The sequence below is a fragment of the Haloarcula sp. Atlit-47R genome (genome assembly GCF_003665985.1).
GTDB lineage: Archaea > Halobacteriota > Halobacteria > Halobacteriales > Haloarculaceae > Haloarcula > Haloarcula taiwanensis.
The window spans coordinates 275,486-300,269 of record NZ_QPLQ01000003.1; the positions used below are offsets into that span (position 1 = coordinate 275,486).

A 24,784-nucleotide genomic window follows, 5' to 3' on the forward strand; every position below is an offset into this window, starting at 1 on the left:
GTCACTCAGGGCGTGACTCGACAGCGGTAAATTGCCGCGCCGGTCGCCGCCGTTCTGCTGTTTTTATTGCTTGAGCACGTACGCTGTGGTAATGTATACTGACGGGCAGTACGATTACGATGTGGCCGTGGTCGGCGGTGGCCCGGCCGGGCTGACGAGCGCGCTATACACCACCCGACTGGGGATGGACACAATTGTTATCAACCGCGGTGGGGGCCGCGCTGCAATGATGACCGACACGCACAACGTCATTGGCGTCACCGAGGACGTTTCGGGCAACGAGTTCCTGGAGACGGCCCGCGAGCAGGTCCAGGACTACGGCGGCACCTACCAGCGGGGCTTTGTCGAGTCGGTAGACGCACTCGCTGAGGAGGACGGTTTCACCGTGACGACGAGCGACGACGAACTGGTGGTCAAGCGCGTCGTGCTGGCGACCGGGTTCGCCGACGAGCGGCCGGACCCGCCGCTGCCACGGACCGGGAAGGGACTGCACTGGTGTCTCCACTGTGACGCGTTCATGTTCGTCGGCGAACCGGTGTTCGTCATGGGCACCGGCGAGTCCGCGGCTCACGTCGCGATGATTATGCTGAACTACACCGACGACGTGGACATCCTGACTCGTGGCGAGGAACCCGAGTGGAGCGACGAGACGCAGACGATGCTCGACAATCATCCGGTCGAGATCGTCGAGACGGAGCTGTCCGGGAAGCAGACCGACGACAACGGCTGGCTATCGGCTTACGAATTCGAAGACGGCAGCGTTCGAGAGTACAAGGGCGGCTTCCCGATGCTGGGGTCGGACTACCACGCGGAGCTGGCCGATGAGCTGGGGCTTGAGAGAAACGATGACGGGACGGTCGCTGTCGACGACCACGGCGAGACCAGTGTCTCCGGCGTCTACGCCGTCGGCGACCTGACGCCGGGCCACAACCAGATCCCGGTCGCAATGGGCGAGGGGGCGGATGCGGGGATCGCTATCCACAAAGACCTCAGGAAGTACCCGCGTTCAGTCGACGACATCGAGTCAGCGGGCGCAGTCGAAGAGACAGAGGTGCCTGCCGTCTCCGAGGACCTGTTCGCGACGGCGCTGGCCCACGAGGGCCACGCCGCCGGGCCACGCTCGGAGAAACCGCCGGGGGCCCGCGCTGACGACGACTGACGCTCCGGAGAACACCGCAATCAAATACGGCGAGGCAACGGAGTAGCAGGTCCGGACCCTATTCGTCGTCGGTTTCGTGCTGTCGATAGGATTCAAGCAAGTCGTCGAGGAGCAAGCAGCGAGGGTCAGTAACGGGGTAGGCAGTGTCGATGTACTCCTCTGCCGTCTCGATGTCGCCGCGAATCGCGAACTGGCGGACGCGCGCTGCGTTCTCGTAGAAGTTCTCGTTGATCTCCGGCGACATCTCGGCCCGACTGGAAACCGGCTGGTGCTGGAAGACCTCTTTCTGGAGTTCGTCGAAATCAACCATCTCGGGTTCGTAGTCCTCGATCTCCGAAAGGACGTACTCGACGGCGAAGCGCTGAAACTCGGACTTGTTCGAGAAGACACCCTCTTCGACCATCTCCTCGACGCAGTCCATCACCGCTTCGGGGAACCGGACCGTTGACTTGACCACGTATTACTCATCAGACTGTCGACCCATATAAAATATACCCCCGCGGGGGTCTGGGACACTGTCTGTTGATTATTTATTCGTCGCCTATTTGACGATAAAACCCCGTCGAACAGTATGAGTAGCGGTGACGGTTGCTGACGCGGGAAGAACTGAACCACGTGCTCACTGGTACGCAACCAGTCCCGCCGGGTGGCGTGGACGCACCCGGTTCTGGACGGCGAGCCGATGCCACGGACGCGTCGATACGGCTCACCAGTACGACAGTAAGAATCCCGATTACAGAACATACTTTTGCCGTGGCTACCTTCTAAAGCCTGACAATGGGTCGGCCAAACGTGTTACTCGTCGTTCTCGACTGCGTACGCGCGGCGAACACCTCGCTGTTGGGTCATCGACGCAGGACCACGCCCTTCCTCGAAGAGTTCGCTCGTGAGGCGACGGTGTACACGCAGGCACGGACGACCGCGAGCTGGTCGCTGCCGGCCCATACGAGCCTGTTCACCGGCGTGCCGTCCGAGGGCCACACACTCCGGATAACCGAACGGCTGGAACCCGGCCAGACCATCTTCGATTTCCTCCACGACGAAGGCTACGAGACCGGTGTCTTCACCGAGAACCCGTATCTCACGGTTCATCCGTCCGGACTCAGCGACAGTTTCGAGACCGTCGTTACAGAGCGCCCTGATTCGACAGACGTTGACGACCCGTCCGAAACCCGCAACGGTGTCGACGGGTTCTGGTACGCTGACAGGCTGACGGAGTGGACTGAGGAACAACCGGAGCCCTGGGCTGCGTGTCTGAATCTGATGGATGCGCACATGCCGTACGCGACGCGCGACGGCTACGACGAGTGGGGCACGGAGTTTTACTGGGCAGTGCACGACGAACTCCCCATCAAGTGGGAGTGGAGCGTCTACGGGGAGCAACTCCCGGCGGGGGTCGGACAGCTGCTTGAACCGCTGTACGACGGAGCGATTCGACAGACCGACGCCATTCTGGAGCAGGTCGTCGGTGATCTAGAGGCGCGAGGCGTTCTGGACGATACGCTCGTCGTCATCACGTCGGACCACGGCGACGGGTTCGGAGAACCGCCACAGGCAGCAACTGAGCCACCGGCCGTTATGCACGGCATGGGCACACAGGAGGAACTGTTTCACGTCCCACTGGTCGTCAGCGGACCGGGGCAGACAGAGGGGCGTCGAATCGAGTCTCTGGCGACGCTGGCGCGGTTTCCCGACGCCGTGCTGGCTGCCTTCGACGGCGAAGCGGACGACTCCGGCTTGTTCGTCGCACCCAACGGGCAGACGACTGCATATCAGGCACCACCGACCGGGCAGACAGCGGAGTACGCAGAACAGTACACTGACGAACCGGACCGCTTCCGACAGTCTGCGTCGCTCGTGTATCAAGACGGCCCCGGCGACACCATCTACAAGCGCGCAGCGTGGGGGGATGACGAGTACGAAGCAGTCGTGCGTGGTCGGCGGTCCGAGCCCAGCGACGGGACCCCTATCGACAGCCCACCGGCCGACGTTGTCGCTGACTCCGCAGACCACAGTGAGACACTCGACATCACCGAACTCGCTGCCGGGGAAGACGAAATGGCCGAATACGACGTCGATGGCTTTGACGACATAGACGTCAAGTCACGGTTGGAGCGACTCGGCTATCTGTGACTGGGTGCAAACGGGACCGGGCCGAACAACAGCACCAGCGCTCGCGATACTGCGACTGTAGTTCGGACGTCTGGATAGAATCGAAAGGGATGTTTGTGACAACTTGATTTGTACGAACGATGTATAGCGATATTCTCGTTCCAACGGATGGAAGTGCGTCAATGAAACAGGTACTGGAACACACAGTAGATATTGCCGACGGACGGGATGTTACCGTCCACGCGCTGTATGTCATCGACGACCGGGCGTTCCTGTCGATGGCCGACGAGATGCAGGACGAAGTGCTGGAGAACATGCGAGCGGAGGGCGAGGCGGCCACATCGGCCGTCCGAGAGACGCTGGAACAGGACGGAATCGAAGTCTCGACAGCGATTCAGCGGGGCAAACCAGCGGACCGCATTGTGTCGTATGTTGCGGACGCCGACATTGACCTGATCACGATGGGAACGCAGGCAGACGAATACGAAAAGAATATGCTCGGGAGCACAGCACAGAAGGTCGTCACAAAGTCGTCCGTGCCAGTCCTGACCGTTGACGTCTCCGAGTCAGAGTAAGCGCACGTTTCGTCGGTGACCACAGACGGTGGTAGTTGGTGCAGACGGAAACTGGAAAGTTGGGTCAACTCTGGTTACTGTGCCTGAGCAGCGTCAGTTCTGACGCTGAACGACCCGACCAGCGTTTCGAGCTGTTGGGCCTGCTCAGACAGCGACTCCATCCGGTCGCTCACTTCGGTGATAGCGGCAGTTTGTTCTTCGACCGTCGCGGACACGGATTCCGTTTCATCCGCAGACTCGACACTGATTTCCGCCACCTCATCAATCATCGACACAACACCCTCACTGGTCGCCGCCTGGCTATCAGTCGTGTCACTGATTTCTTGGACACCGGTATCAGTTTCCGCCGCGTTCTCAGCAACCCGCTCGAACGCGGTAACGGACCGCTCGACGGCTTCGATCTCTTTTTCGACCAGCTCACTCGCCCGTTCGACCTGACCGACAACAGTGCCGGTCTGGTCCTGGATGTTTTCGATTCGGGTTCGAATATCGCCTGCAGATTCCTGTGTCTCGTCGGCCAGTGTCTTGACCTCATCAGCCACAACAGCGAAGCCGTCGCCTGCATCTCCTGTGCCGGAGTTCCCCGCGCGGGCCGCTTCGATGTTCGCGTTCAGCGCCAGCATGTTCGTCTGTTCCGCAATGTCGGAGATGAAGTCCACTATCGTCGCAATCTCCGTCATCTGGTCGTCGAGTTCGGTCACTGTTTTCACCGTTTCATCGATCGAGGCCTTGACGTCTTGGGCATCAGTTAACGTGTCTTCGGCGAGCGACTGCCCATCAGTCGCGATTGTTGCGGTCTCGGTAGAGGTCTGTGCGACTTCATCAGCCGATGCGGCAATCTCTTCGACCGCCGCTGAAAAGTTCGAGACCTCGGCGCTCGCCTCTTCGACCATTCCCCGCTGTTCATCAGCGCCGGCAGCTATCTGTTGGATAGAACCGCTTACACCATCGCTCGCCGTTGCGACCTCCTGCAGTGCTGAATCAGACTCCGTGACCTGCCTATCGACGGCAGCTGCGAACGACTGAATCTCGCCGAGCGTCGCTTCGAGTTCGTCCGCCATGCCGTTGAACGCGATGCCGATTTCAGCCATCGACTCGTTCATACTGTCTGCATCGACGCGCGTTGTGAAGTCGCCGTCTGCTACTTCTTCCATCGCATCCTTGTACGTCTGGGCCTTCAGTTCGAGATGGCTGTTGAGCGCAGCGACCTCTTCACGCTCCTCCTCAGCTTCGTCTCTGAGGCGTTGCGCTTCCTCGCGCTGCTGTTCGATTTCGGCCCGCTCTTCTTCGAGGTTATCGATCTTGTTGGCCCGTTTGCGGGCGCGCTCAATCTCCGTCTGTGCCTTCTGTCGAGACTTCTCGATGGAACTCAGGTGAATCGTCAGCGCGAGAGCCAGCATTGCGGCGAACCCACCGTGGACAGCGCCCCAGGCGATGGGGTTCAGTTGCGCTGCCGTGTGGTTGTAGACCGACGTAGGGTCGATGATGCCGAAGATGATGTGACTCGCGACGACGTACGCGATGCCAATGCCGAACGGAATCCAGTCTTCATAGACCGCGGCGATCCCGATTGCGATGAAGAAGTGGAAGTGCGCCTCAATGTACCCGCCGCTGAAGTGCACGAGCGTACCGGTACAGAACGCGAGGGCTGTGACCGCGAGCACGGTTCGCACTCGGCGGCTGAGTTGTGGAAGAGCGGCAGCGAAAGCAAATCCAGCGATGATTCCGATCTGAAGCAACACCCGTCCGGTCGGCACAGCGGGGATGGTTGCGCCGATGATCGGACTCTGCGTCGTCTCGACAAGTCCCAGCGCCAGCAGGAACGGAATGTGCGCAAGAACTGTGAGAACGAAATACTTGTGGCGGCGCTGCCACGTCTCGTCGGGAATTGAACTCCCATCCGGGATGGTCGAGAGAAAACCACCATCGCCGCCGGCGGTGCCCTGCTCCCCGATGTTCCCAATGCTTGTCAAGTTACCATTAGCCATGCCCTCAGAAAACGCTCAGAAATTATAGTACTATGTATGAGATTATCAAATTTGATGGTCTCACCCCGGATAGCGTACAGACACTCACTATTGTTGGTTAGTATATGTAGATCATGAGAGACTACTTGCTAATCATTTGCTAACCAATCCGTAACCGAAAAGTTCCGTGCATTCGTCGTTGTAATCGTTATGTCCACGACGTTGGCCGTTGAAGGAATGAGTTGCGGTCACTGTGAGCAGGCCGTCGAAGAGGCTATCGAAGCGCTCGCTGGAGTGGAAGGCGCTGACGCCGACAGCGACGCCGAACAGGTGTCTGTCGACGGCGATATCAGCACAGAGCAACTCATCGCCGCTGTGGAGGACGCGGGGTACGACGCAAAGGTCTGAGGCAGTGCCGTCGCAAACGCTCTGGCAACTGTTACCAATACAGCTTGGTTGCTACTGCTGCGTCGCAAATCCCCATCACGCAGTCAGGCGGTGTGAAAAACGGCCGGCTCAGTCGAACAGTCCTTCTTCCCGAAACCCGGTCATCAGGTCATCGATGAGAGCCTCCGCCGTCTCGTAGGGATACTCTTGATACTCGGCGTACTCTGCGCCGAAGTCCATCACCCCGACGCGTACGTCACCGGCCTCGAATGTCGTGCTTGGGCCGTCCGGCAGGGCCGGCACCAGTTCCATCGGTTCTTCGACGGGATAGTCTGCGTTCGTGAAGACCGCCTCTAATTCAGCTCTGAGTTGCTCGGCAGTATCTGCTGTCATGCCAGAGACTTGGATGAGAGAGACAAAAGGCTTGTTCTGTGCCAACAGGTGTGCAGTGTCGTTACTCAGTATAACCGAGATCGCGGAGGTTTTGCAGGACTTCTTCATCTTCAACCGCAGTCTCGATAGCTTCATCCATGATATCCTGCCGCTGTTGAACGACTTGCAGAAGTTGTCGCGCACTTCTGAGTTTGTATCGGATGTCGGGGTCATCCACGTCATCCAGCGTGCCCTCCAGTAGTTCGTCTATCGTAGCGAGTGTCGTTTCCGCCATGGAAGCGCTATTGGGAACGATTTACTAAGCTTTGCTGGATTTCCCACCGCATAAGCTGTCGAATACATAGAAAATCGCTTTCGCTCAGACCACTGGCCTGAGGACGGGTGAACCGTTATAGTTATTCAGGTCGAAATTACCAGTCTATAAAAATATCATATTAACATTTTTCATGCAGCTACCGGAACGAGCAGTTGATGCCCTCCACATCGCGGCGGACATTTCTCGGAGTGGTCGCCACCGGAACGGTCGCCGGCGTCGCTGGCTGTTCGTCGACGTGCCCCGACGACGGCGTGCCAGAGCCATCGCATACCGTGGAACCGGGTATCGACAACCCCGGCTTCGAGACGCTGCCCGACGGGTCGTGGCCCTTACCGCGGTTCGATGCAGCAAACACGGGCTATGCACCAGTCCAGCTTGAAACAACGACACCGGCAGTAAGATGGCACGCAAATGTTTCTGCAGCCACTACTGGCGGTGACGACACGAGTGCAAGCGCGGTCGTCGTCGCCGACGGAACTGTCGTGCTGGCGACTTCGACCGACATCGTCGCGCTGTCGCTCCGTGACGGATCGGAACAGTGGCGGCGTGCGCTCACACCGGCGACAGTTCCGTCAGCGGTCGACTTTGGAGACGGCGCAGCGCCGCCAGTGATTGCCAACGGCCGTGTCTTTCTTGCGACGGCGGACGGTGTCACGGCGCTCGACGTTTCGGACGGCGCTGTTGTGTGGCGAAACACTGACACAGCGGGGGCAGGCGTTCCGACAGTGACTGATGATGGACTGTTCGTTCCCACGACTGCTGGGGTGGCGAGATTTGCTATCGACGACGGGCACCGGCAGTGGACGGCAAACGTCGATGGAACGAGGCTGGCCGTGGCCGACGGCACCGTCGTTACCGCCGGTGAGCAGATAGTGGCGGTAGACGCAGCAACCGGTGCGGTCCAGTGGCGACACGAAGATCGACCTGCTGGATATCCTGTTGTGTCCGATGGGACGGTCTATGTGAGCGATACGTACGGTGACCTGCTCGGCCGTTCGCTCACGGATGGAACAGAGCAGTGGCGGCTCGACGACAGGCGGTCACTTGAGTTCCCGGTCGTGACGCCAGAGAGCGTGTATGCAATTGAGCGTCCCGGTGAGTCCTCCAGTGCGACGTTCGCCTTCGACCGCGTCGATGACGGCGCACCGACGCCCCGGTGGTGCTCGGAAATCAACCTTGGTGGCGCAGTGACTGCCGCGGCTGCTGATGCTGTGTTTACGTTCCAGCGCGAGAATGGTCTCACCGCGTTCACCACGCGCTTTGGTGAGGCAGTGTGGCAGTATCCTGTCGAGTACCGGGCTGTCTCACTGGCAGTACTCGACGGCGGAGTCGTGGGCGTCTCTCCGGATGGAACTGTCGTGGCTCTTGGGGGTGAGTGACCTGCTATGTCGCGTCGCGTATATCGAATCGCTGGTTCGCTCCTCGGTCTGAGTGCAGTCTGTCTGCTCATCACCGCAGTCCCGCTTGAACTCTGGCCGACTCCGCGGCCGGGAGACTCGTATGTGTTCAATCCACCGACGTTCAGCGCAATCTGGGTGCAGCGAACGCTCAGACCCGGACTCATCATAAGCGCGAACGCGCTGGTGTTCGTCGGTCTGGGCGCATTGTTCAGGCGTGACAGGAGCTCAATGTCACGCCTGCAAGGCGCGTTCGCACTCGCGGCGCTCTTCGGGACCGGGGCCTGTTTGCTCGGGACGCTGTTGTCCACCACAGCCGGCACAAACGACATCGGGAGTGAACTCACCGCCTTCCTCATTTGGGCGCTTGCGATCCCGCTCATAATCATAGGCCTCGGCGGCTGGGGCGCTGGCTACCTCCGGTCCGAAAGCGCTCAACTCGGTGCTGCACTCACTGGCCCACCAGTACTCGCCGCCGCGGCCCTCGGTCTATCGGTGGCAGGCGTTGGCTTCTCACCCGCTAGCAGACTGCTGTTGATCGTACTGACGAGTGCCATGGCGCTTGTCGTCGGCCATGACCTGTGGACCGACAACAGCGCTTCAGCGGATAGCTGACGACCTCTTCACAGGCCACCCGGACGACTTATCCGAATAGGCTGGCCCGGCCGGGGAGTATCTGCTCTGAACGCTCGGGTTGTCGGTCAAACACCGCTACAACTGGGGCGGCATCAGAGAGATGTGGCAGTATGTATTCGCCCTCAGCGTGTTCGATAGTAACCGTCTCTGTGCCGAACAGCGAATCGAGAGGCGTCTTCTCGACGCGGAGGCGCTGTTCCTCCCACGATTCGATGCGCCAGAGTGCCGTGCCAAACAGATGGTCGTATGCCATGAGCGTACCGTTGTCAGCGTCGATTCGGTATTCGATGGCCCCGTATCGCAATAGCTGATCGAGACATAACAGGAGAACCGGGATGCTAACGCTTGTGACAACAATCACGGCAACGATGTCCCACGCACCCCCAATTGCAAACAGGACCGCAACGAGGAGTCCTATGGCGCAGAGAAACACGCTTCCCGGGTGATGTGGGAACCGGAGGGGGCCGCCGATGACCCGTCCCCAGCGAACCGGGCGAAGGCGTTCAGATGCCTCAGCGAGCGTCTCGTCGATAGATCGTGCTTTCGATGGGGCCGTTTGCCAGCCGTAGTCCTGATCGTACGACTTGAAATAGACGGCGAGACGGTCGCTGTAGACACCCAAGAGGTCAGATGTGAATTTGAAACAGACGACCATGAGTACCATCGGCAGTCCGACGACAGTCGGGTCAAGACTGCCGAGTTCTGCTTCAGGGCCCTCTGTGGCCGCTGTTATGAGCGTCAGAGTGAGTATGCCCCCGAAAAAGACAGTTACCATTCGCGGTAACAGGCCACGAAAGGCCGTCGTCGAGTTGTGTTTCCGGTACGCGCCGTTGTAGAAGTAGTTCCGTACCGTTGTCACACCCGTCAGAACGAAAATACCGACCGTTGCCAGCAGCACACCAGAGACCGTCTCTGTGCTGGGCTCCGGCAGTGGACCGATTAGCAGGGCCCCAGTAAATACCCAGACTCCTGCCAGGACGAGAACGGTCACTGGAAGCGCGATTACCGTCGTGAGATAGACCCGCAGATCGGTTCGCGGGATAGAGAGGGCGAACTGTCGTTCCGCCAGTGGCCCGATAAGTAGGGTGCCAGTCTCGATAGTCGGCGGGCGGCCAGCGAACACTGCCCGAACGAGTGCCCAGACCGAGTCGACGCCAAGCTCAAACCAGTACAGAAACAGCAGTGCAGCTGCACTCCAGTCAAGGAACGCAACACCAACAATCGGGAGCGAATTCGAGGCGATGGTGCCGAGTAGCTCTGTCCGACGGCTATCCTCTGTCCGGAGAACCCGTCTGGTGGAGGGCATTATGCCGTGCTGATAGCTACTGACGTTTGAACGAACTGATTACACAGCCACCCTCGCCAGCAACGATCGGGAGTCAGTGCACGACATCAACTTATGTCGGGGCAGGTCTTGGCACCAACGGCTGACACGTCGCTGTCCGAACTGACCGCTGACACTACGCACCCCCTCCCAATCCAACGATATATGGGGCAAGGACCCCTAGAATAGACATGGCCCGTTTTAGCTCTGTACTCATCTACGACGGCGAGTGTCCGTACTGTTCGGTGGCCGCGAAAGCCCTCGAACAGGTCGACGATATCGGCGCGATCTCGTGGTACGACGAGTCAGCCCAGTCGTTTCTGACGGCCCAGTTTGACGAGCCGCCGTTTGCGATGGTACTGGTCGACCGGCCGACCAGACGGGTGTACGCGGGGCGGGCAGCCGCCGAAGAGCTCGCCGGTCGCGCCGGACTTCCCGATCTCGTCGGCTCGCTCGTCAGAGAGAACTATGAGAGAATCGCGCACGTCGTTGGGCTGGCGAGTGGGCGCGGGAGAGAACCGGATGATGTCCACGAGCGGTACCGGCTGACAGACGGTGCCAGGGACTGGTTCGACACACTTGCGGAAGACGCCGTTGACCGGGACATCCGCGCCGACGCGTGAGATAGTCGCGACCAGACACCAGGGGCTACTGTGTCTTACTCACGTGGCGTTCTCGCAGCGGTCGTAAGCCGCCAGCGGCGAACTCCCCTGTGTGTGTTGAACCCCACCAGGCCTTTCAGAGCCAGTTGCTGGAGGTGTGTCGTGACGTACGGTTTCGGGGCCGAAAGGCGGGCAGAGATGTGTGCTGTCGGGACCGCAGTCGCGTCACAGTCTTTGAGGACCGCCAGAACGTCATCGTTTGTCAGTGGGTCAATGGCCATGTCACCCATTCGGACTGCCGGGTAACAAACTCTCGCAATCGGGTAGCAGATGGCAGCGGTCGGTGTTGGTTGTTATTTGTTATGCTGGTGGTCCGTGCTCCTGATTTCCCCGTGTTCGGCACTCAAAACCCAATTCCGAGTTCCTGAGAATCCTCTCCAGCATTAATTCAGACTCAATAACACATTCTGGCCATGGCGTCAGAGTTCCAACCCCTACTGGGCGGAGAGGTGAAAGATTCGGTCATCGATGAGGTGCTAGCCGAGAGCGGAGTTGGTGTGCTGTCGATGGCTGCCGAGGGAGTGCCATACGGCGTACCGCTATCCTTCGGGTACGACGGTGAGGACACCCTTTACTTCGTGTTTCTGGGCGCAACCACCGAACTCCGAAAAGAGACGTATGCGGAGCAGACTGATGTGGCGAGCTTTACCACCTTCGACATCGGTCCAGCCGGTGCATGGCGGAGTGTAATCGTCGCTGGACCGCTCAACCGCATCGAAATCGACGAGTGGGACACCGCACGTGAGTCACTCGCTGCTAACGCGTATCAGTCAAATCTGCTCTCAGAGTACGAACTGCAGGAAAATCCCAATGTGTGGGCATTAGAAATCCGAGAACGGTCAGGCCGCGCTGTCGGACAGCAGTGACTGGGTCTCACTCGGCCCTGTATTGACTGGACAGGCAAGAGATAGCGTGGAAATGGAAAAGTTGTACGTATACAAATACGCAGATATGTGCCATAGTCGGTAAATTATATCGCCAGCTCTATAGGTACTAGAGTGTCTATGTCGTTTTTACCCCAAATATTAAAATAATCGATGGCAATACGTCATGACATGAAGAAGCGATTGCGGAAAGCACTGAACACGCTCTCAGTCCCACGGGAGAACCCGAGCGCGGGCTTCGATGCGTGTACAGAGTGTGGTCGGTCCTCGCTACCCGGCGCAAGCCGCTGTACGGACTGCGTAGAAAGCTAAGACGCGACGGGGTGCCGCCGACCGGGACCCGCCCAGTTGAATTGGTGTGTCATCGTGTACTGATTCAGTCGGACTGTGTCGATAGTCACCATAGAGCAGCGTTTCAGGGGCTGGGCCACCGTATTATAGTCGCCACAGCTCTGAAAGGTTCAATCGAGCCGATTTTGGGAGCCAGCACGGCCCTCTCTTATCGCGTGTCTGGCGAGCAGGCCAGCGGTTGTGAACCAGAGCGCGACTTCGAGGAAAAATGATGGACTCCAGAGGTAGTACACGAAGAACGACCCCGGTGGGAGCGCCAGTGGGTCCGTGGGAGTGACACCAGGCCAAAACAGAAAGACCGCATCGCCGGGGCGGCCGTTGAGAACGACGTGGACAGTATCGAGGAGGAGATGTAGCGCCCAGCCAACTGCCGCCGACAGTCCGGTCCGGCCTGAGAAAGCCAGCGGGAGCGCCACGACCACGAGCAGTACAGAGTGGCCGATAGAGTGATACAGCGGCGTGACACCGACCGATGCTAGCGGCTTGTCTACCACGTCCGGAAGTGCGGTCCCGACCACAAGCCACAGCGGCGACAACCGCGACAGCCGTCCCAGAAGCGCGGCCGCGAGCAGGTGTGTCGGGAAGAGCATACGAAGAGGTAGGGACAGAGACGTATCAACGCTGCCGGTCGAACCACTCACGGGGAAGTCGACCGCTAGCGACGAGGAAGTCACGGAGGAACACCATCAGCGACGGTGCAATGACGACCGGTGTGAGCCTGAAGACCAGTCCCGTCGGCGCAGTAGGGACGAGCGAGGCGGTAATAAACACCATTTGGACGCCGGCGAGATACTTCCCGAGATCGCTGTCAGGCCGCTCAAAGACGGGTCGGTTGCGGTATCGCCGCCAGCGAATCCCGCCGACGTAGACGTAGCGAGCAGCCGACAGTGAGAGATACAGAGCGGGGAGCTGACCCCAGAGAACTGCGACAAGCGGTGCAACCACGAACCCGAACGTGTCGAAGGCCATGTCTAACCGCGTGCCCAGCTGGGTCTGTTCGCCGACGGTTCGGGCGACGGTGCCATCGAGCCTATCGAGCACAACCCCAGCGCCGTAGCAGACCGCCGGGACCCAGACGAGTTCGGTCGTCATCGGCACCACGAGAAACCCAGCGACGACAGCATAAAGCCCACCGCGAAGTAGCGTTACCGTGTTTGCAATCCCAAAGGTGTAGCGCCAGGGGTTACCGGTAGCCGGCGTGACACTGACCGTTCGGCCGACGTACCAGAGCTGTCCGGCCCAGCAACAGCCTGCGACGACCGCCGGGTGGAACAGCCAGTGGGTCATCGCGTCTGCGGGGAACAGCACGCCGACAATCCCAGCGATAACGAACCCGCCGATCACCGAAAGTTCGACAGGGATTGCGCCGTCACCGTGTTGCTCGGCCATCGACACCTCCCCGGTACCGTCTGTCTGCCGTCACAGTAGCACAGCTCATCGCAACAGCGCAACGAGGACTGCCAGCAGGACAAGCTGTGCGACCTTGTCGACCGCACCCAGTGTCCCGACATCAGCCGGGAATGATTTCGGTCCGGCGGCGAAATTGACGTAGTACCACAGCAGGATCTGGACGGCCGTGAACGGGACACCGGCGGCGTAGACGAGGCGACGGCGAATCCCCAGGCCGACCAGCGCGACACCACCCAGAAACCCAAGCCCCGCGAGGATGAAACTGATACCCAGAGCGGAGGGGGCCAGTCTGATACCGAGCAGGAGGTGTACCGCCGCCGAGACCAGTGCCGCCACGATACCGAGCCAGTGTCGGCTGTCCAGCGAAGCTACGTCGAGTGAACGTCCCTGTGTTTCCGTCGCGGTCATGTTTTGGATTCGGGTTTCAGTCACATAATCATACTGCCAATTGCACCGCTCACCGCTCGAAATCCGGTTGCTGAAGTGCCTCGATGCGGGCAGACGTCTCTGTGTCGAGTCGCTGCCCAGCTGCGACGAGGTTTTCGACGATATGAGACGGTGTCGTACTGGACGGAATCGGAATGACCCCCTGTGTGACGTTCCACGCCAGCACCACACCGGCCGAGGAAAGGCCGTACTCCTCTGCGATATCCGTCAGGACAGGCTCGTCGAGCAATCCGGGAGCCGACAGCGGCGAGTGGGCCACGACTCTGATGCCGCGCTCGTGGCAGTACTCGACGATGTCTGTCCGTGGCTGGTACGGATGGCGTTCGATTTGGACGAGTGTCGGCCTGATAGTCCCAGTTTCGATAACGGTCTCCAGTTGCGTCTGTGAGACGTTACAGAGGCCGAGCGTGCGCGCCCAGCCCCGTTCGTGGAGTGCCTCCAGATTCTCCCAGGCGCGCTGGAGCGGAATCGAGTCCGTCTCGATGTCGCCCCCATCATCCTCGGGGAAGGTCAACGCTTCCTGACGCGCGACCGGTTTCTCGGCCAGGCGTTCCAGTGGTCCGCGGTGCGCCCACGCCTCGGGCCAGTGGAGCGCGTAGCAGTCGAAGGCGTCGACACCGAGCTCGTCGAGACTGCCCCGACAGGCCGTCACCATGTGCTCTCGGCGGTGGTTCGTGCGCCAGACTTTCCCGAGCAGGAACACCCGACGCCGGTCGGGTGCGCCCGGGGCGGCGAGAATGCGGCCGATACGGTGTTCATTGCCGTATAGTTCGGCGCTGTCGAGCAGTCGATAGCCAGCGTCGAGGGCCGTCGCGATGGAGTCCGCGCGCTCGACGTACGTTCCGTCACGGTAGCGGGAACAGCCAAAGCCGACGGGGGGTAGCCGAATCGCCCCCGCCCGTCCACTGCTTCGGGCGCTGTCTGGAGTGACGGTCGGCGCTGGCGGCGGGGCGGCCGACACCCCATGTCCGGACACGACTTCCGGCTCACCCGTCTCCGCAGCCGTTTCAATCGCATTACAGACCGCGACGATGTGGGCACCACGGCGACCAGTCTTCCGGGACGGAGACCCACGGTTGACACTGGCCGCAAGCGACTCCACAGGGTCGAGATAGCGGTACGGTTGCGTAGGGTGCTGGGCGGGAGCGTCGATGTATTCGCGACCAGATCGGCCGTAGCGAACGGCTTCGGGGCTGTCGGCCATTGCGCCGGTCCCACGGAGGTATACTGACCCGTCGTCGCCGTGAAGTTCGAGTCCGTAGAACTCCCGGCTCCGGTGTGGCGCGTAGAAGCTCGCGGTCAGCCGGACTGTCAATCCGCCGGCAAAGGAAAGCATCGCCTCGACATGGCTCGGGACCGATGGCCGCTTTGGCTCCCGGTCAGGCCAGCTATCGAGTGCAGTCGCGGACTGAACAGATTTGACGGGGCCGAACCACGAGACCAGCAGCGCGAGCGGGTAGACGCCGCCGTCGTACAGCGGCCCGATAGAGAGAAACGAATCGGGGCGGTCGTGCCATTCGGTCACGCGGCCGACGTGGGCGTGGGCATACCCCAGCTGAACGGGCCCCATGCGACCGTCGGCAAGCAATCGTCCAGCACGACGCTGCGACGGCGCGTCAGGCGTCCCCGGGGCACAGCCCAGTGCCAAGTCCTTATCACCGGCTAGCGACAGTAGCTCCGCGGCCACCGTCTCTTCCAGCGCCAGCGGCTTCTGCGAGTAAACGTGTCGCCCTGCTTCCAGCGCCGTTCGGGTCACCGGTGCGTGGGCGGCGTGGTTCGTCAGGTTCACCACCAGCGGCGCGTCAACGCCGCTGAGCGCGGTATCGAGGTCAGTAAACGCTGGACAGCCGTGCGCGCCGGCGAGTGACGCAGCCCGGTCTCCGTCGAGGTCGCAGACTCCCGCCAGCGAGAGTGGGCTATCTGCCAGCTCGGCCGCGTACTCCGCCGCGATACTGCCCGCACCGACGAACAGACACTGCACACTCCAATGGAGGCGTCCTCGCATATATATCATACCGCCGGTGGGACTTTAGTCGCCGCCACCGAATAGCGGACGTGACAGAACCGGGGATGAGCCGGCTAGGCACGGCGTACTTGCGAACGTTGCAGGCGCTGGGCCAGTGGATTCCGTACGGAACGACCATCTATGAACGCAACTGGGACGTGCTCATCGTCCTCGACGCCTGTCGCGCGGACCTGTTGCAGACGGTTGCCTCCGATACCGAGTTGTTCAACGCTGTTTCGACGGTCCGCTCTGTCGGGAGTTCGTCCTCGGAGTGGCTCGAAAACACGTTCCCCGGGCATCCAGAGACAGCTCACACCGTCATGGTCACCGGCAATACGTGGACCGACAGGTACCTCGATGCCGACGCCTTCGCCGTACTGGACGAGGTCTGGAAGTACGCGTGGGACGAGGATCTGAACACCGTCCCGGCTGAAGCCGTAACCGACCGGGCAATCGCACTGGCCCGGCGGCTGAACCCCGAGCGGCTGGTCGTCCACTACATGCAACCACACCACCCGTTTGTCCCCGACCCGCTTGACAGCGACGGCGGTCTGGCCCGCACTGGCCACCACAGCAACACGGCAAATCCGTGGGTTGCGCTCCGCCGTGGCGATATTTCGCCGGGCCGCGTCTGGGACGCATACGAGGCGAACCTCCGATACGTCCTCCGCGAAGTAGAAGCACTGGCCGAAAACGTCGACGGTCACCTCGCCGTCACCGCCGATCACGGTAATCTCTTCGGGGAGTGGGGGCTGTACGGCCATCCGATGTACACGCCGGTCCCTGCCTTACTGGCGGTGCCGTGGGCCGAGACCGACGGCGTCGACGGCGGGGGGCGAGAGCCCGATCTGCGTCCGCCCGAACCGCTTCCAGTGTCGCGCGTCTATGGTTCCGAGAGCGACAGCTGCCGGCTGAAGTCACTGGGGTATTTGTAGTCAATCGGAGATACTTTTTAGTCAGAGAAGGCCTGGATAGGAGACGTGTCTTCCCGGAGCCGTCGCCACGTCCAGAAGAGTTGGCATCGAAACATCGGCACCGGCCATCCACGTTTCCAAGAGACAGTGTAATGTCCGCCAGAACGCTGTACTTTACCGGCGCGGAATCAGTCAGGGTCGACGAGGAGGCAGTGCCTGACCCCGGACCATCACAGGTCCGCGTCCGAACAGAACTCTCAGGAATCAGTCCCGGAACGGAGCTGTTAGTGTACCGCGGTGAGGTCGATTCGGAACTTGCGACCGACGAGACAATCGACGCCTTAGATGGGACGTTTTCGTATCCACTGCAGTACGGCTACGCCGCAGTCGGCCGTGTCACCGCCATCGGTGCTGAAGTCGACGACAACTGGCTCGACCGTCGTGTGTTTGCGTTTAATCCACACGAGAGCCACTTTCTCGCAGAACCGTCGTCGCTCATTCCCACGACGTTACCCCCGGAACAGGCGGTGTTCATGCCGAACGTCGAGGCGGCCGTTAACTTCGTGATGGACGCTCGACCGCGCATCGGCGCTCGGGTGGTCGTCTTCGGCCAGGGGCCGGTCGGACTGTTGACCACTGGACTTCTGGCTGATTTTCCGTTGGCGTCACTTGTGACAGTCGACCCCTGTGCAAGCCGTCGTCGGCTCTCGGAAGCACTCGGGGCAGACCGTTCGGTCACCCCCGGAAATCTCGGTGATGTTGACGCCGACATCACGTTCGAACTCTCGGGAAACCCACCCGCCCTCGACAGGGCTATCGACGCCACTGGCTACGCGGGTCAGGTCATCGTCGGGTCGTGGTACGGCTCGAAGGGTGTGTCACTGGACCTCGGACACCACTTCCATCGGAGCCACATCCGCGTACGCAGCAGTCAGGTGAGCCGAATCGATCCGGACCACGCTGACCGCTGGGACAAGGACCGCCGACTGGACGTTGTCCGGTCGTGGCTGAGCGACACTGACCTCTCGGCGCTGTTGACACACGAAATCGACATCGAACGTGCAGGCGAGGCATATCAACTGCTGGCGAACCGGCCAGACGACGCCGTGCAGGTGGTGCTGACGTACAACTGACACCCGTGATTTAGGTGTGTCCCGGCCGTCTGTTCGGGCATGTACGCGACGACGGTCCGGACCGAGTTCGTGGCACAGCACTACCTCACTGTCCCGGACCCGGGCCCAGAGGGAGACCCGCATTCACATCACTACCGGGTGGAACTGTGTTTCCGCGGCCCCGAGCTCAACGAGTTCGACTACATCGTCGACATCGACAATGCCGAGACAGCCTTGTCGTCACTCGCTGACCGGTATCAGGACACACTGCTCAACGACCTCCCAGAGTTCGAGGAGTATAATCCCAGCGTGGAACGGTTTGCCCGTGTCATCTTCGAACGCGTCATTGCGCGTGTCACCGACGAGACGGTCACTGAACTATCGGTCACCGTCTGGGAGGACGAAGACGCCGCTGCGAGTTACGACGCCGCCGTATGAGAGTCGGCCTGACCCTGTACGGGAGCCTCGACGAGCAGTCGGGCGGGTTTCGATACGATAGAAAACTCGTCAAGGGACTTCGAGCGGCCGGCGACACTGTCGAATGTATCCAGCTTCCCTGGCGGAACTACCACCGTGGGTTGCTCGACAACGGGTCGCGCAAGCTCCGACGACAACTGGACGTAGATGTCGACATTATGTTACAGGACGAACTCGCTCATCCATCGCTTGTTCACACGAACCGCACCCTCCCATATCCGGTTGTCAGCATCGTCCACCACCTGCGGGCAAGCGAGCCGAGCCGACTCGCCCCGCTGTATCGCGCGGTAGAGCGTCGCTACCTCGGGACGGTCCACGGTGTCGTCTGTAACAGCGCCACGACCCGACGTGTCGTTTCGGACCTCGGCGTCAACCCCGCCGACACCGTCGTCGCACCGCCGGCCGGCGACCGCTTCGCCCCGGACATCGACCGGGCCACGGTTGCGGAGCGGGCCACTACTGAGCCGCTGCGAGTGGTTTTCGTCGGAAACATCACGCCTCGAAAGGGGTTAGATACGCTCGTCGAGGGTGTGGCGGACGCTGCCGCCGACATCGACATCACGGTGGTCGGTCGGGCCGTCGACGACGGGCACGTCGATGCAGTCCGAGACCGCATCCGGGAACACGGTCTGGATGACCGTGTAGCGTTCACGGGCCGACTGGCGGACGACGAGCTAAAGCGCACGCTCCGGTCGAGCCACGTCTTGGCGGTGCCATCCCGGTACGAGGGGTTCGGCATCGTCTATCTGGAGGGGATGAGCTTTGGTCTCCCGGCGCTGGCCACCCGGGCTGGCGGGGCGACCGACATCGTAACCGACGGCGAAACGGGGGCACTCGTCGACCCGGACGACTCTGCAGCCGTCGCTCGTGAGCTGGAGCGGTTCGCCACCGACCGCGACCGCCTGGCCGAGATGGGGTGGGCCGCGAGACAGAGCTACGAGGCACACCCGGACTGGGAAGAGACGGTCGGACGGGTACGCGGCCTGCTGTCTGCTATCGTTCAGCCTGCGGAGGGACCAGCATGACGAAATCGTTCCAGCGATATCTCCGGGCAAAACGGACAGTCGACGACCGCGCGCTGGACCGCCGGCTGGTCAAGCTGCTCCGCGAGCAGTTGGCTGACCGGGCGACCGACAGCGACGGGCCGCTACGCATCCTCGAAATCGGGGCTGGTATCGGCACGATGCTCGCCCGCTTCCTCGACTGGGACGTGCTTCCTGCCGGCGAAGTCCACTACACCGCAGTCGATCTCCAGTCGGAGAACGTGGCTCGCTTGCCAGACCACATCCGGAACTGGGCCGCTGACCGGCAGATGTCTGTGAGACACGGGCCGCTCGTCTTGGACAGCGAAAACCGGCGAGTCGAGATTGAGGCGGTGCAAGCCGATGCTGTGGCGCACGCGACGGGTACTGACGGCGAATACGACCTCCTCGTTGGGGCAGCCCTGCTCGATATTCTCGACCGGCGGGAGCTGCCGACATTGCTCGATCCGCTCGCACCGGGTGGCCTGTATTACTTCCCGCTCACATTCGACGGGGCAACCCGCTTCCAGCCGAGCCATCCGGCCGACCGGACGGTCGAACGACTCTATCACGAGCACATGGACGGGAAGCAGGGCGGTGACAGCCGCGCCGGCAGCGACGTGCTCGGTCGCCTCCAGCGCCTCGACGGCACAACGCTTTCAGCCGTTGCCGGGTCGGACTGGGTTGTCCGACCTATCGACGGGAGTTATCCGGCCGACGAAGCCTACTTCCTCCGATACATTCTCGACACTATCGAGGATGCAGTCGGCGAGGTGGCCGGTCGCGACTTCGAGGGACTCGCCGACTGGCTGGCCGGCCGGCGTGAGCAGGTCGCTGCTGCTGAGTTGCTGTATCACACACACCAATTGGACTTCCTGGGCCGTGCCGTCACCCGTCGGTCTTCCGGCGAATCGTGGCCGTCGCCTCGTATGAAATAACCAGTTCGTCGTCCTGATTGCGCCCTTCGTGGCGAGTGGTGAGGTATCCTCGACTCGGATCACTGTCGGAGGGTCGCTTGTCGATGATTTCGGTTCGTAATCGGAGCGTATCACCGGGTTGGAGCGGTAGATGCCAGCGGAGATTGTCGACGCCGACGCCAGCCTGTGTTGCGATGTCCTCGCTGGTCTCAACGTTAAGACGCATACAGATTGCGGCAGTCTGCCACCCAGACGCGACTAGCCCACCGAATACTGAGTCCTTCGCTGCCTCCTCGTCAGTGTGGAACGGCTGTGGGTCGTACTTCTCGCCGAAGTCCACAATCTCAGATTTCGACACTGTGTATCCGTCCGATTCTCGCACGTCACCGACCGAAATATCCTCGTAAAACTGCATATGACTATGGAGATGATGCACAAATAAAAATCCGACGTGGACGGCACTAGCAAAGTCCGAGTTTGTGCGTGTGAACAGATGGCGCGAGGTACATGTAGATAAGATATATATTGTAGTTGTAACATAGATACAATGTCGACATGCCCTCCAGCAGTCGTACACTCCTCTCGGCGACCAGTGAAGAGTGGCGCTTAGCACACGAAGACCTCCACATCAGAAATGCCTCTGACACCAAGCGTGATGTCCACATAGAGATATACGATGACGGAGAATGTTGTCATACAGCACACTATCAGCTTCTGTCGGGCCAGTCGGGTTGTTCGGTCAACTTACTACGGAATGGCTGCTACAAAGTGAAGGCTGTTCTCGACAGACAGCAGGAGTCCACCGCTGCTGTCACAGTCTCTGATGAGCCTGAACAAACCATCTTCATCCAGGTTCAAAACGACAGGATAACGATTGACGAGGGAGTAACTCCATCGCGTCCCTGAACGAATGTGCCGTCTCGTCCTGCTTGAGAGCCTCCCGCGCTGAAGCGGGGATTCCCACGCTGGGACAGTAGCGTTCAAACACGACCTGTTACTGCGGGCATTCTCTGCCCGTGGATCTGCCGAACAGGCGGAGAGAGGGTTTGCTGGGCAGTGAGCTACTCTACTTCGGTGCGGTATTCGGAGTTCCCGTCTGTCGCAAATTCTCAGTTGCGTCCGGTCGCTGTCAGCGACGATTGTCACTGCTAGAACTTTTTGCTCAATGTCGTGAGTGACAGTGCATCATCTCGACGAGATCTCCGTTGAGGAACTGCAAGCCACTCTCACGTGGACGGAAGGAAGCCAACACAACGGCTCTTAGCAGTCCTCCAACGGTGTAGCGCAAACCGAACTAGTCGAGTGGTGTCGTCAGCGACAGACAAACTACATTAGATCGCATCGTTCTGCGCACTACTCATCGCTGGTCCGGGCAGACACATCGTCCCAGCGGGGAGAGGCGCCGAGATATGATACAGCGATACTGAGACGGTCAGTCAGCAGGGAGTTTACCAACCCCACCGTGACATCTGCAGAAGGCACAGTCAGTAACTACGTCTGCGATTCAATTCGCTCGAACAGTGTTTCCACGAGGTCAACGAACCACTGCGCACTGCGGTTACGGGGCCGAGATTCCGCCACTGAAACCGTTGCTCGAACGCGCCCCGGCGTGCCGGACATGATGACAATCCTGTCCGAGAGCGCAACGGCCTCCTCGATGTCATGGGTTACGAACAACACGGTTTTATCGGTGCCACGCCAGATGTCGAGCAGTTCGCGTTGGAGTTGTCGGCGTGTCTGCATATCCACGCTGCCAAAGGGCTCGTCCAACAAGAGGATAGCTGGGTCCACAGCGAGTGCGCGCGCAAGACCGACGCGCTGTTTCATACCACCTGAGAGTTCCTTCGGGTATGCATCAGCAAAGTCAGACAATCCAATAATAGCTAGCATTTCTCGGACTCGCTCCTGCCGCTCAGCAGCCGGCACTCCCCGCTCCACTAATCCGAAGGCGACGTTTTCTCGGACTGTCAGCCACGGAAACAGGTGGTACTCCTGAAACACCGTTCCCCGATTCGGGTCAGGGCCTTGAACCGGCTTCCCCGAAACTGTGATATCACCGTCTGTTGGTGGTTCCAGTCCACTTACAAGCCTGAGAAGTGTGGTCTTCCCGCAGCCTGACGGGCCAACCACGGTGACGAACTCGCCAGATGAGACACGCAGCGACACGTCACGGAGGGCTGTCGTAACTCTGCCTTCCCTTTCGTATTGCTTGGAGACCCCGCGGATGGCGATTTCGGTATCCGTGCTGTCTCTCATTGTTGCCAGTCGAGGAGGTGGGCACGAACTCGCCGGACGGCCCAGTCGCTGAGCAGGAACACCACACTAATCACCAGCATATACGCGATGCTACGCGCCATCGCGAGGTTGTTCGCGCTCGTAATAATTTCGTATCCGACACCGGGCGCACCGAACAATTCGGCTGCGATCACCATCATCCAGCACTGGCCAACGCTCGTACGGACTCCGGTCAGAATCCCCGGTAATGCATCCGGGATGACGACCCGCCACAGCAGCCGACGATTGCTATCGACACCCAGTGTCGTAGCGACCTCGACTAGCTCGTTCGAGGCGTTCTCGACCCCCTCGTACGCATTATAGAACGTAATCCAAAATGCACCGATGAACACAATAAAGGCCGCACCGGTGTGACCGAGTCCAAGCCAGATGATGGCGAACACGATCCACGCCAATGGTGGAATCGGCCGGAGCACCCGCACGATGGGTGTGAGGACGGCGTCAATAACCAGACTCCAGCCCATGCCGATGCCGAGTAAACCGCCAGCCACAACGCCACCGGCGACACCGGGAACGTAGTGGAGGAGACTCTCTCCGAGATGAACAAGTAATTCGCCGCTAACCAGCTCGGTCCACAGCGCGCCCGCCACCTCGCTGGGTGTCGGCAACAGGTACGACGGAACTTCACGACCCCCTGCCCACCAGACTGCCAGAAATCCAGCCGCTCCCACGAATCCATACCACAGACGTGTCAGATTCCATTCTCGGCCGAACGCAATCGTGGTTGTCGGCTGGGAGCGGATGCCGGATGAGTCCGCTACTGGGTCAAATTCTGTGGCCATCCTATTCGGCGATGTCGTCGTAGAGTGACTGCTCGAAGATCTCGTCGGTAGACACTCCGCTATTGATCTGGCCGAGGTCCTCCATCTGCGCAGCGAAAAGCTGCGTACTCTCTGTAATCTGTGCCGGGTCGCTGATGTAGTTCGAGGCCTTCGACGTGAGGGCTTTCCGGGCAATCTTCGTCGGGAGTTTGTCGCCTTTGGCCTTACTCACAGCCTTCGCAGCGACGGCCGGCTGTTCCTGGATGGTTTCAGTAGCACGCGAATGTTGGGTAATAACAGACTTCGCGATGTCCGGGTGATCGTTCCAGAGGCGGTCGTGCATGAACATGATGCCGCCAGGCTGGCCGGACATGAATGAGCCAGCCCACGTAATGCGCTCGAAGGGTGCGCCTCTCTGTTCAAGCGCAGTCGGGATGGGCTCCATAATGACAGTGCCATCGACGTTCCCAGAGAGCAGCGAGCGTTTGACGGGGCTACCACCTGCCATCGGTTCAATATCAACAAGGTCCGGGGAGAGTCCAAGTTCCTCGCGGAGCCAATAGTGGAGAAGGATAAACGCGACACTGCCCCTGGGGAAGGTGCTGAATTTGAATTTCCGCCCGTTTTCCTCACGGAAGACCCGGAAAGCGTCGGCACCGTGTTCATCCCAGAGAGCAGCAAAGTCCTCGTGAGCGAATACGACAAACCCGTTCTTGTGATTGGCCGCTGTGACTTTCCCCGGGACATCCTTACTCTTCATCTTGATCGCAGGGGTGATGCCCATGAAGGCGAGGTCAATGTCCCCGTCAGAGTACGCTGAAACGATGGTGAGACCCTCATTAGCGAAGTTCGTCGCCTCGATATCGGGAGCTAGCGCTTCAAAGTACCCCTGATGCTTCATTACGTGGTACTGGAGGAACGGGAACGGTGGCTTGAATGCCACGCTGAGGGTGTCCATGGAGTTGCCACTGAGCAGAGACGTACACCCAGAGAGGGCGGTAAGTGTACTTGCGCCGACTGCTGCACCGGTTTCCGTGAGGAAACGTCGTCTACTCTGGATACGTGTCCCGTCGGACCGATTCGAGTTATTAGGGCAGCCTAAATTAGGCATGCCTAAAATGAATGGACAGTAGTTAATATAATCTTTCCTTCCAACCGAGAATAACAGACAACCACACCAAGTGTAGACGTATTTCTGTGAGTGTGCAGCGGTGATACCCCTCTAGATACACCCAGAACCCTATGGCACGGCTGAGTGCAA

Annotated in this window: 27 protein-coding genes; 13 read left to right on the forward strand and 14 right to left on the reverse strand. The window is 60.2% G+C overall.

Annotation, left to right across the window (positions count from 1 at the left end):
- Window positions 1-91: 91 nt before the first annotated feature.
- Complete coding sequence (locus tag DVK00_RS13450; RefSeq protein ID WP_121577854.1) at window positions 92-1,159, forward strand: NAD(P)/FAD-dependent oxidoreductase; 1,068 nt, start codon at window positions 92-94, stop codon at window positions 1,157-1,159.
- A 58-nt stretch (window positions 1,160-1,217) separates the two neighbouring features.
- On the opposite strand, the gene DVK00_RS13455 is transcribed toward DVK00_RS13450, so the two are convergent.
- A complete protein-coding gene (locus DVK00_RS13455; RefSeq protein WP_101351849.1) occupies window positions 1,218-1,616 on the reverse strand; it encodes a transcriptional regulator in 399 nt (132 codons plus the stop codon).
- 320 nt (window positions 1,617-1,936) lie between these two features.
- Here DVK00_RS13455 and DVK00_RS13460 point away from each other — a divergent pair, with 320 nt between their 5' ends.
- On the forward strand, window positions 1,937-3,292 hold the full coding sequence (locus DVK00_RS13460; RefSeq protein ID WP_121577855.1) for a sulfatase: 1,356 nt from the start codon (window positions 1,937-1,939) through the stop codon (window positions 3,290-3,292).
- A 119-nt stretch (window positions 3,293-3,411) separates the two neighbouring features.
- Window positions 3,412-3,846 (forward strand): universal stress protein, encoded by a 435-nt coding sequence (locus DVK00_RS13465; protein WP_101351851.1) that lies wholly within the window; start codon window positions 3,412-3,414, stop codon window positions 3,844-3,846.
- Window positions 3,847-3,920: 74 nt separating this feature from the next.
- Here the strand turns inward: DVK00_RS13465 and DVK00_RS13470 are convergent, their stop codons facing one another.
- Entirely contained in the window at window positions 3,921-5,834 is a 1,914-nt protein-coding gene (locus tag DVK00_RS13470; RefSeq protein ID WP_121577856.1) for a methyl-accepting chemotaxis protein, read from the reverse strand.
- 189 nt (window positions 5,835-6,023) lie between these two features.
- On the opposite strand from DVK00_RS13470, the gene DVK00_RS13475 reads away from it, so the two are divergent.
- Complete coding sequence (locus tag DVK00_RS13475; protein ID WP_101351853.1) at window positions 6,024-6,221, forward strand: heavy-metal-associated domain-containing protein; 198 nt, start codon at window positions 6,024-6,026, stop codon at window positions 6,219-6,221.
- Between the two features lie 108 nt (window positions 6,222-6,329).
- Here DVK00_RS13475 and DVK00_RS13480 read toward each other — a convergent pair whose 3' ends face one another.
- A complete protein-coding gene (locus DVK00_RS13480; RefSeq protein WP_101351854.1) occupies window positions 6,330-6,593 on the reverse strand; it encodes an MTH865 family protein in 264 nt (87 codons plus the stop codon).
- Between the two features lie 61 nt (window positions 6,594-6,654).
- Complete coding sequence (locus DVK00_RS13485) at window positions 6,655-6,867, reverse strand: hypothetical protein (protein ID WP_101351855.1); 213 nt, start codon at window positions 6,865-6,867, stop codon at window positions 6,655-6,657.
- Window positions 6,868-7,097: 230 nt separating this feature from the next.
- On the opposite strand from DVK00_RS13485, the gene DVK00_RS13490 reads away from it, so the two are divergent.
- Window positions 7,098-8,288: a PQQ-binding-like beta-propeller repeat protein gene (locus tag DVK00_RS13490; protein WP_101351937.1), complete on the forward strand. Its 1,191-nt coding sequence runs from the start codon at window positions 7,098-7,100 to the stop codon at window positions 8,286-8,288.
- Window positions 8,289-8,294: 6 nt separating this feature from the next.
- Window positions 8,295-8,921: a hypothetical protein gene (locus tag DVK00_RS22010; protein ID WP_233560798.1), complete on the forward strand. Its 627-nt coding sequence runs from the start codon at window positions 8,295-8,297 to the stop codon at window positions 8,919-8,921.
- Between the two features lie 28 nt (window positions 8,922-8,949).
- Here DVK00_RS22010 and DVK00_RS13500 read toward each other — a convergent pair whose 3' ends face one another.
- On the reverse strand, window positions 8,950-10,248 hold the full coding sequence (locus DVK00_RS13500; protein WP_121577857.1) for a DUF6498-containing protein: 1,299 nt from the start codon (window positions 10,246-10,248) through the stop codon (window positions 8,950-8,952).
- 209 nt (window positions 10,249-10,457) lie between these two features.
- On the opposite strand from DVK00_RS13500, the gene DVK00_RS13505 reads away from it, so the two are divergent.
- On the forward strand, window positions 10,458-10,889 hold the full coding sequence (locus DVK00_RS13505) for a DCC1-like thiol-disulfide oxidoreductase family protein (RefSeq protein ID WP_101351857.1): 432 nt from the start codon (window positions 10,458-10,460) through the stop codon (window positions 10,887-10,889).
- Between the two features lie 35 nt (window positions 10,890-10,924).
- On the opposite strand, the gene DVK00_RS13510 is transcribed toward DVK00_RS13505, so the two are convergent.
- Entirely contained in the window at window positions 10,925-11,149 is a 225-nt protein-coding gene (locus tag DVK00_RS13510) for a hypothetical protein (RefSeq protein WP_101351939.1), read from the reverse strand.
- Between the two features lie 192 nt (window positions 11,150-11,341).
- Between DVK00_RS13510 and DVK00_RS13515 the strand changes: the two genes are divergently transcribed.
- Entirely contained in the window at window positions 11,342-11,794 is a 453-nt protein-coding gene (locus DVK00_RS13515) for a pyridoxamine 5'-phosphate oxidase family protein (protein WP_101351858.1), read from the forward strand.
- 479 nt (window positions 11,795-12,273) lie between these two features.
- Here DVK00_RS13515 and DVK00_RS13520 read toward each other — a convergent pair whose 3' ends face one another.
- From DVK00_RS13520 to DVK00_RS13535, 4 genes are read right to left on the reverse strand one after another with little or no spacing between them, the layout of a single operon-like run.
- Entirely contained in the window at window positions 12,274-12,753 is a 480-nt protein-coding gene (locus DVK00_RS13520; protein ID WP_101351859.1) for a metal-dependent hydrolase, read from the reverse strand.
- A gap of 25 nt (window positions 12,754-12,778) precedes the next feature.
- A complete protein-coding gene (locus tag DVK00_RS13525) occupies window positions 12,779-13,552 on the reverse strand; it encodes a CDP-alcohol phosphatidyltransferase family protein (protein ID WP_101351860.1) in 774 nt (257 codons plus the stop codon).
- A gap of 45 nt (window positions 13,553-13,597) precedes the next feature.
- The gene (locus DVK00_RS13530) at window positions 13,598-13,981 is read right to left on the reverse strand and encodes a hypothetical protein (RefSeq protein WP_101351861.1); all 384 of its coding nucleotides are present in this window, start codon (window positions 13,979-13,981) and stop codon (window positions 13,598-13,600) included.
- 49 nt (window positions 13,982-14,030) lie between these two features.
- A complete protein-coding gene (locus DVK00_RS13535; RefSeq protein WP_121577858.1) occupies window positions 14,031-16,001 on the reverse strand; it encodes an aldo/keto reductase in 1,971 nt (656 codons plus the stop codon).
- Between the two features lie 89 nt (window positions 16,002-16,090).
- On the opposite strand from DVK00_RS13535, the gene DVK00_RS13540 reads away from it, so the two are divergent.
- The 5 genes from DVK00_RS13540 to DVK00_RS13560 all read left to right on the forward strand — a co-directional run bounded on the left by DVK00_RS13540 (window position 16,091) and on the right by DVK00_RS13560 (window position 20,488).
- The gene (locus DVK00_RS13540; protein ID WP_121577934.1) at window positions 16,091-16,960 is read left to right on the forward strand and encodes a hypothetical protein; all 870 of its coding nucleotides are present in this window, start codon (window positions 16,091-16,093) and stop codon (window positions 16,958-16,960) included.
- Between the two features lie 131 nt (window positions 16,961-17,091).
- Entirely contained in the window at window positions 17,092-18,072 is a 981-nt protein-coding gene (locus DVK00_RS13545) for a zinc-binding alcohol dehydrogenase (RefSeq protein WP_101351863.1), read from the forward strand.
- A gap of 39 nt (window positions 18,073-18,111) precedes the next feature.
- Complete coding sequence (locus DVK00_RS13550) at window positions 18,112-18,489, forward strand: 6-carboxytetrahydropterin synthase (RefSeq protein WP_101351864.1); 378 nt, start codon at window positions 18,112-18,114, stop codon at window positions 18,487-18,489.
- Window positions 18,486-19,553 (forward strand): glycosyltransferase family 4 protein, encoded by a 1,068-nt coding sequence (locus DVK00_RS13555; protein ID WP_121577859.1) that lies wholly within the window; start codon window positions 18,486-18,488, stop codon window positions 19,551-19,553. The genes DVK00_RS13550 and DVK00_RS13555 overlap by 4 nt, the downstream gene beginning before the upstream one ends.
- Complete coding sequence (locus tag DVK00_RS13560; RefSeq protein WP_121577860.1) at window positions 19,550-20,488, forward strand: class I SAM-dependent methyltransferase; 939 nt, start codon at window positions 19,550-19,552, stop codon at window positions 20,486-20,488. Before DVK00_RS13555 ends, DVK00_RS13560 begins: the two co-directional genes overlap by 4 nt.
- On the opposite strand, the gene DVK00_RS13565 is transcribed toward DVK00_RS13560, so the two are convergent.
- From DVK00_RS13565 to DVK00_RS13585, 4 genes are all read right to left on the reverse strand, one after another.
- Window positions 20,439-20,882 (reverse strand): MaoC family dehydratase, encoded by a 444-nt coding sequence (locus DVK00_RS13565; protein WP_101351867.1) that lies wholly within the window; start codon window positions 20,880-20,882, stop codon window positions 20,439-20,441. The two genes, DVK00_RS13560 and DVK00_RS13565, sit on opposite strands and share 50 nt — an antisense overlap.
- 1,076 nt (window positions 20,883-21,958) lie before the next feature.
- Window positions 21,959-22,723 carry an ABC transporter ATP-binding protein gene (locus DVK00_RS13575; RefSeq protein WP_101351869.1) on the reverse strand — a complete coding sequence of 255 codons (765 nt, stop codon included), beginning with the start codon at window positions 22,721-22,723 and terminating at the stop codon, window positions 21,959-21,961.
- Entirely contained in the window at window positions 22,720-23,433 is a 714-nt protein-coding gene (locus DVK00_RS13580) for an ABC transporter permease (RefSeq protein WP_198560254.1), read from the reverse strand. The genes DVK00_RS13575 and DVK00_RS13580 overlap by 4 nt, the downstream gene beginning before the upstream one ends.
- Before the next feature lie 112 nt (window positions 23,434-23,545).
- Entirely contained in the window at window positions 23,546-24,481 is a 936-nt protein-coding gene (locus DVK00_RS13585) for an ABC transporter substrate-binding protein (protein ID WP_101351871.1), read from the reverse strand.
- Window positions 24,482-24,784: the final 303 nt, after the last annotated feature.

Coding starts and splice junctions, on each gene's coding strand:
- DVK00_RS13450 (WP_121577854.1), top strand. CDS start 92: ATGTATACTGACGGGCAGTACGATTACGATGTGGCCGTGGTCGGCGGT.
- DVK00_RS13460 (WP_121577855.1), top strand. CDS start 1,937: ATGGGTCGGCCAAACGTGTTACTCGTCGTTCTCGACTGCGTACGCGCG.
- DVK00_RS13465 (WP_101351851.1), top strand. CDS start 3,412: ATGTATAGCGATATTCTCGTTCCAACGGATGGAAGTGCGTCAATGAAA.
- DVK00_RS13470 (WP_121577856.1), bottom strand. CDS start 5,834: ATGGCTAATGGTAACTTGACAAGCATTGGGAACATCGGGGAGCAGGGC.
- DVK00_RS13475 (WP_101351853.1), top strand. CDS start 6,024: ATGTCCACGACGTTGGCCGTTGAAGGAATGAGTTGCGGTCACTGTGAG.
- DVK00_RS13480 (WP_101351854.1), bottom strand. CDS start 6,593: ATGACAGCAGATACTGCCGAGCAACTCAGAGCTGAATTAGAGGCGGTC.
- DVK00_RS13485 (WP_101351855.1), bottom strand. CDS start 6,867: ATGGCGGAAACGACACTCGCTACGATAGACGAACTACTGGAGGGCACG.
- DVK00_RS22010 (WP_233560798.1), top strand. CDS start 8,295: ATGTCGCGTCGCGTATATCGAATCGCTGGTTCGCTCCTCGGTCTGAGT.
- DVK00_RS13500 (WP_121577857.1), bottom strand. CDS start 10,248: ATGCCCTCCACCAGACGGGTTCTCCGGACAGAGGATAGCCGTCGGACA.
- DVK00_RS13505 (WP_101351857.1), top strand. CDS start 10,458: ATGGCCCGTTTTAGCTCTGTACTCATCTACGACGGCGAGTGTCCGTAC.
- DVK00_RS13510 (WP_101351939.1), bottom strand. CDS start 11,149: ATGGCCATTGACCCACTGACAAACGATGACGTTCTGGCGGTCCTCAAA.
- DVK00_RS13515 (WP_101351858.1), top strand. CDS start 11,342: ATGGCGTCAGAGTTCCAACCCCTACTGGGCGGAGAGGTGAAAGATTCG.
- DVK00_RS13520 (WP_101351859.1), bottom strand. CDS start 12,753: ATGCTCTTCCCGACACACCTGCTCGCGGCCGCGCTTCTGGGACGGCTG.
- DVK00_RS13525 (WP_101351860.1), bottom strand. CDS start 13,552: ATGGCCGAGCAACACGGTGACGGCGCAATCCCTGTCGAACTTTCGGTG.
- DVK00_RS13530 (WP_101351861.1), bottom strand. CDS start 13,981: ATGACCGCGACGGAAACACAGGGACGTTCACTCGACGTAGCTTCGCTG.
- DVK00_RS13540 (WP_121577934.1), top strand. CDS start 16,091: ATGAGCCGGCTAGGCACGGCGTACTTGCGAACGTTGCAGGCGCTGGGC.
- DVK00_RS13545 (WP_101351863.1), top strand. CDS start 17,092: ATGTCCGCCAGAACGCTGTACTTTACCGGCGCGGAATCAGTCAGGGTC.
- DVK00_RS13550 (WP_101351864.1), top strand. CDS start 18,112: ATGTACGCGACGACGGTCCGGACCGAGTTCGTGGCACAGCACTACCTC.
- DVK00_RS13555 (WP_121577859.1), top strand. CDS start 18,486: ATGAGAGTCGGCCTGACCCTGTACGGGAGCCTCGACGAGCAGTCGGGC.
- DVK00_RS13560 (WP_121577860.1), top strand. CDS start 19,550: ATGACGAAATCGTTCCAGCGATATCTCCGGGCAAAACGGACAGTCGAC.
- DVK00_RS13565 (WP_101351867.1), bottom strand. CDS start 20,882: ATGCAGTTTTACGAGGATATTTCGGTCGGTGACGTGCGAGAATCGGAC.
- DVK00_RS13575 (WP_101351869.1), bottom strand. CDS start 22,723: ATGAGAGACAGCACGGATACCGAAATCGCCATCCGCGGGGTCTCCAAG.
- DVK00_RS13585 (WP_101351871.1), bottom strand. CDS start 24,481: ATGGACACCCTCAGCGTGGCATTCAAGCCACCGTTCCCGTTCCTCCAG.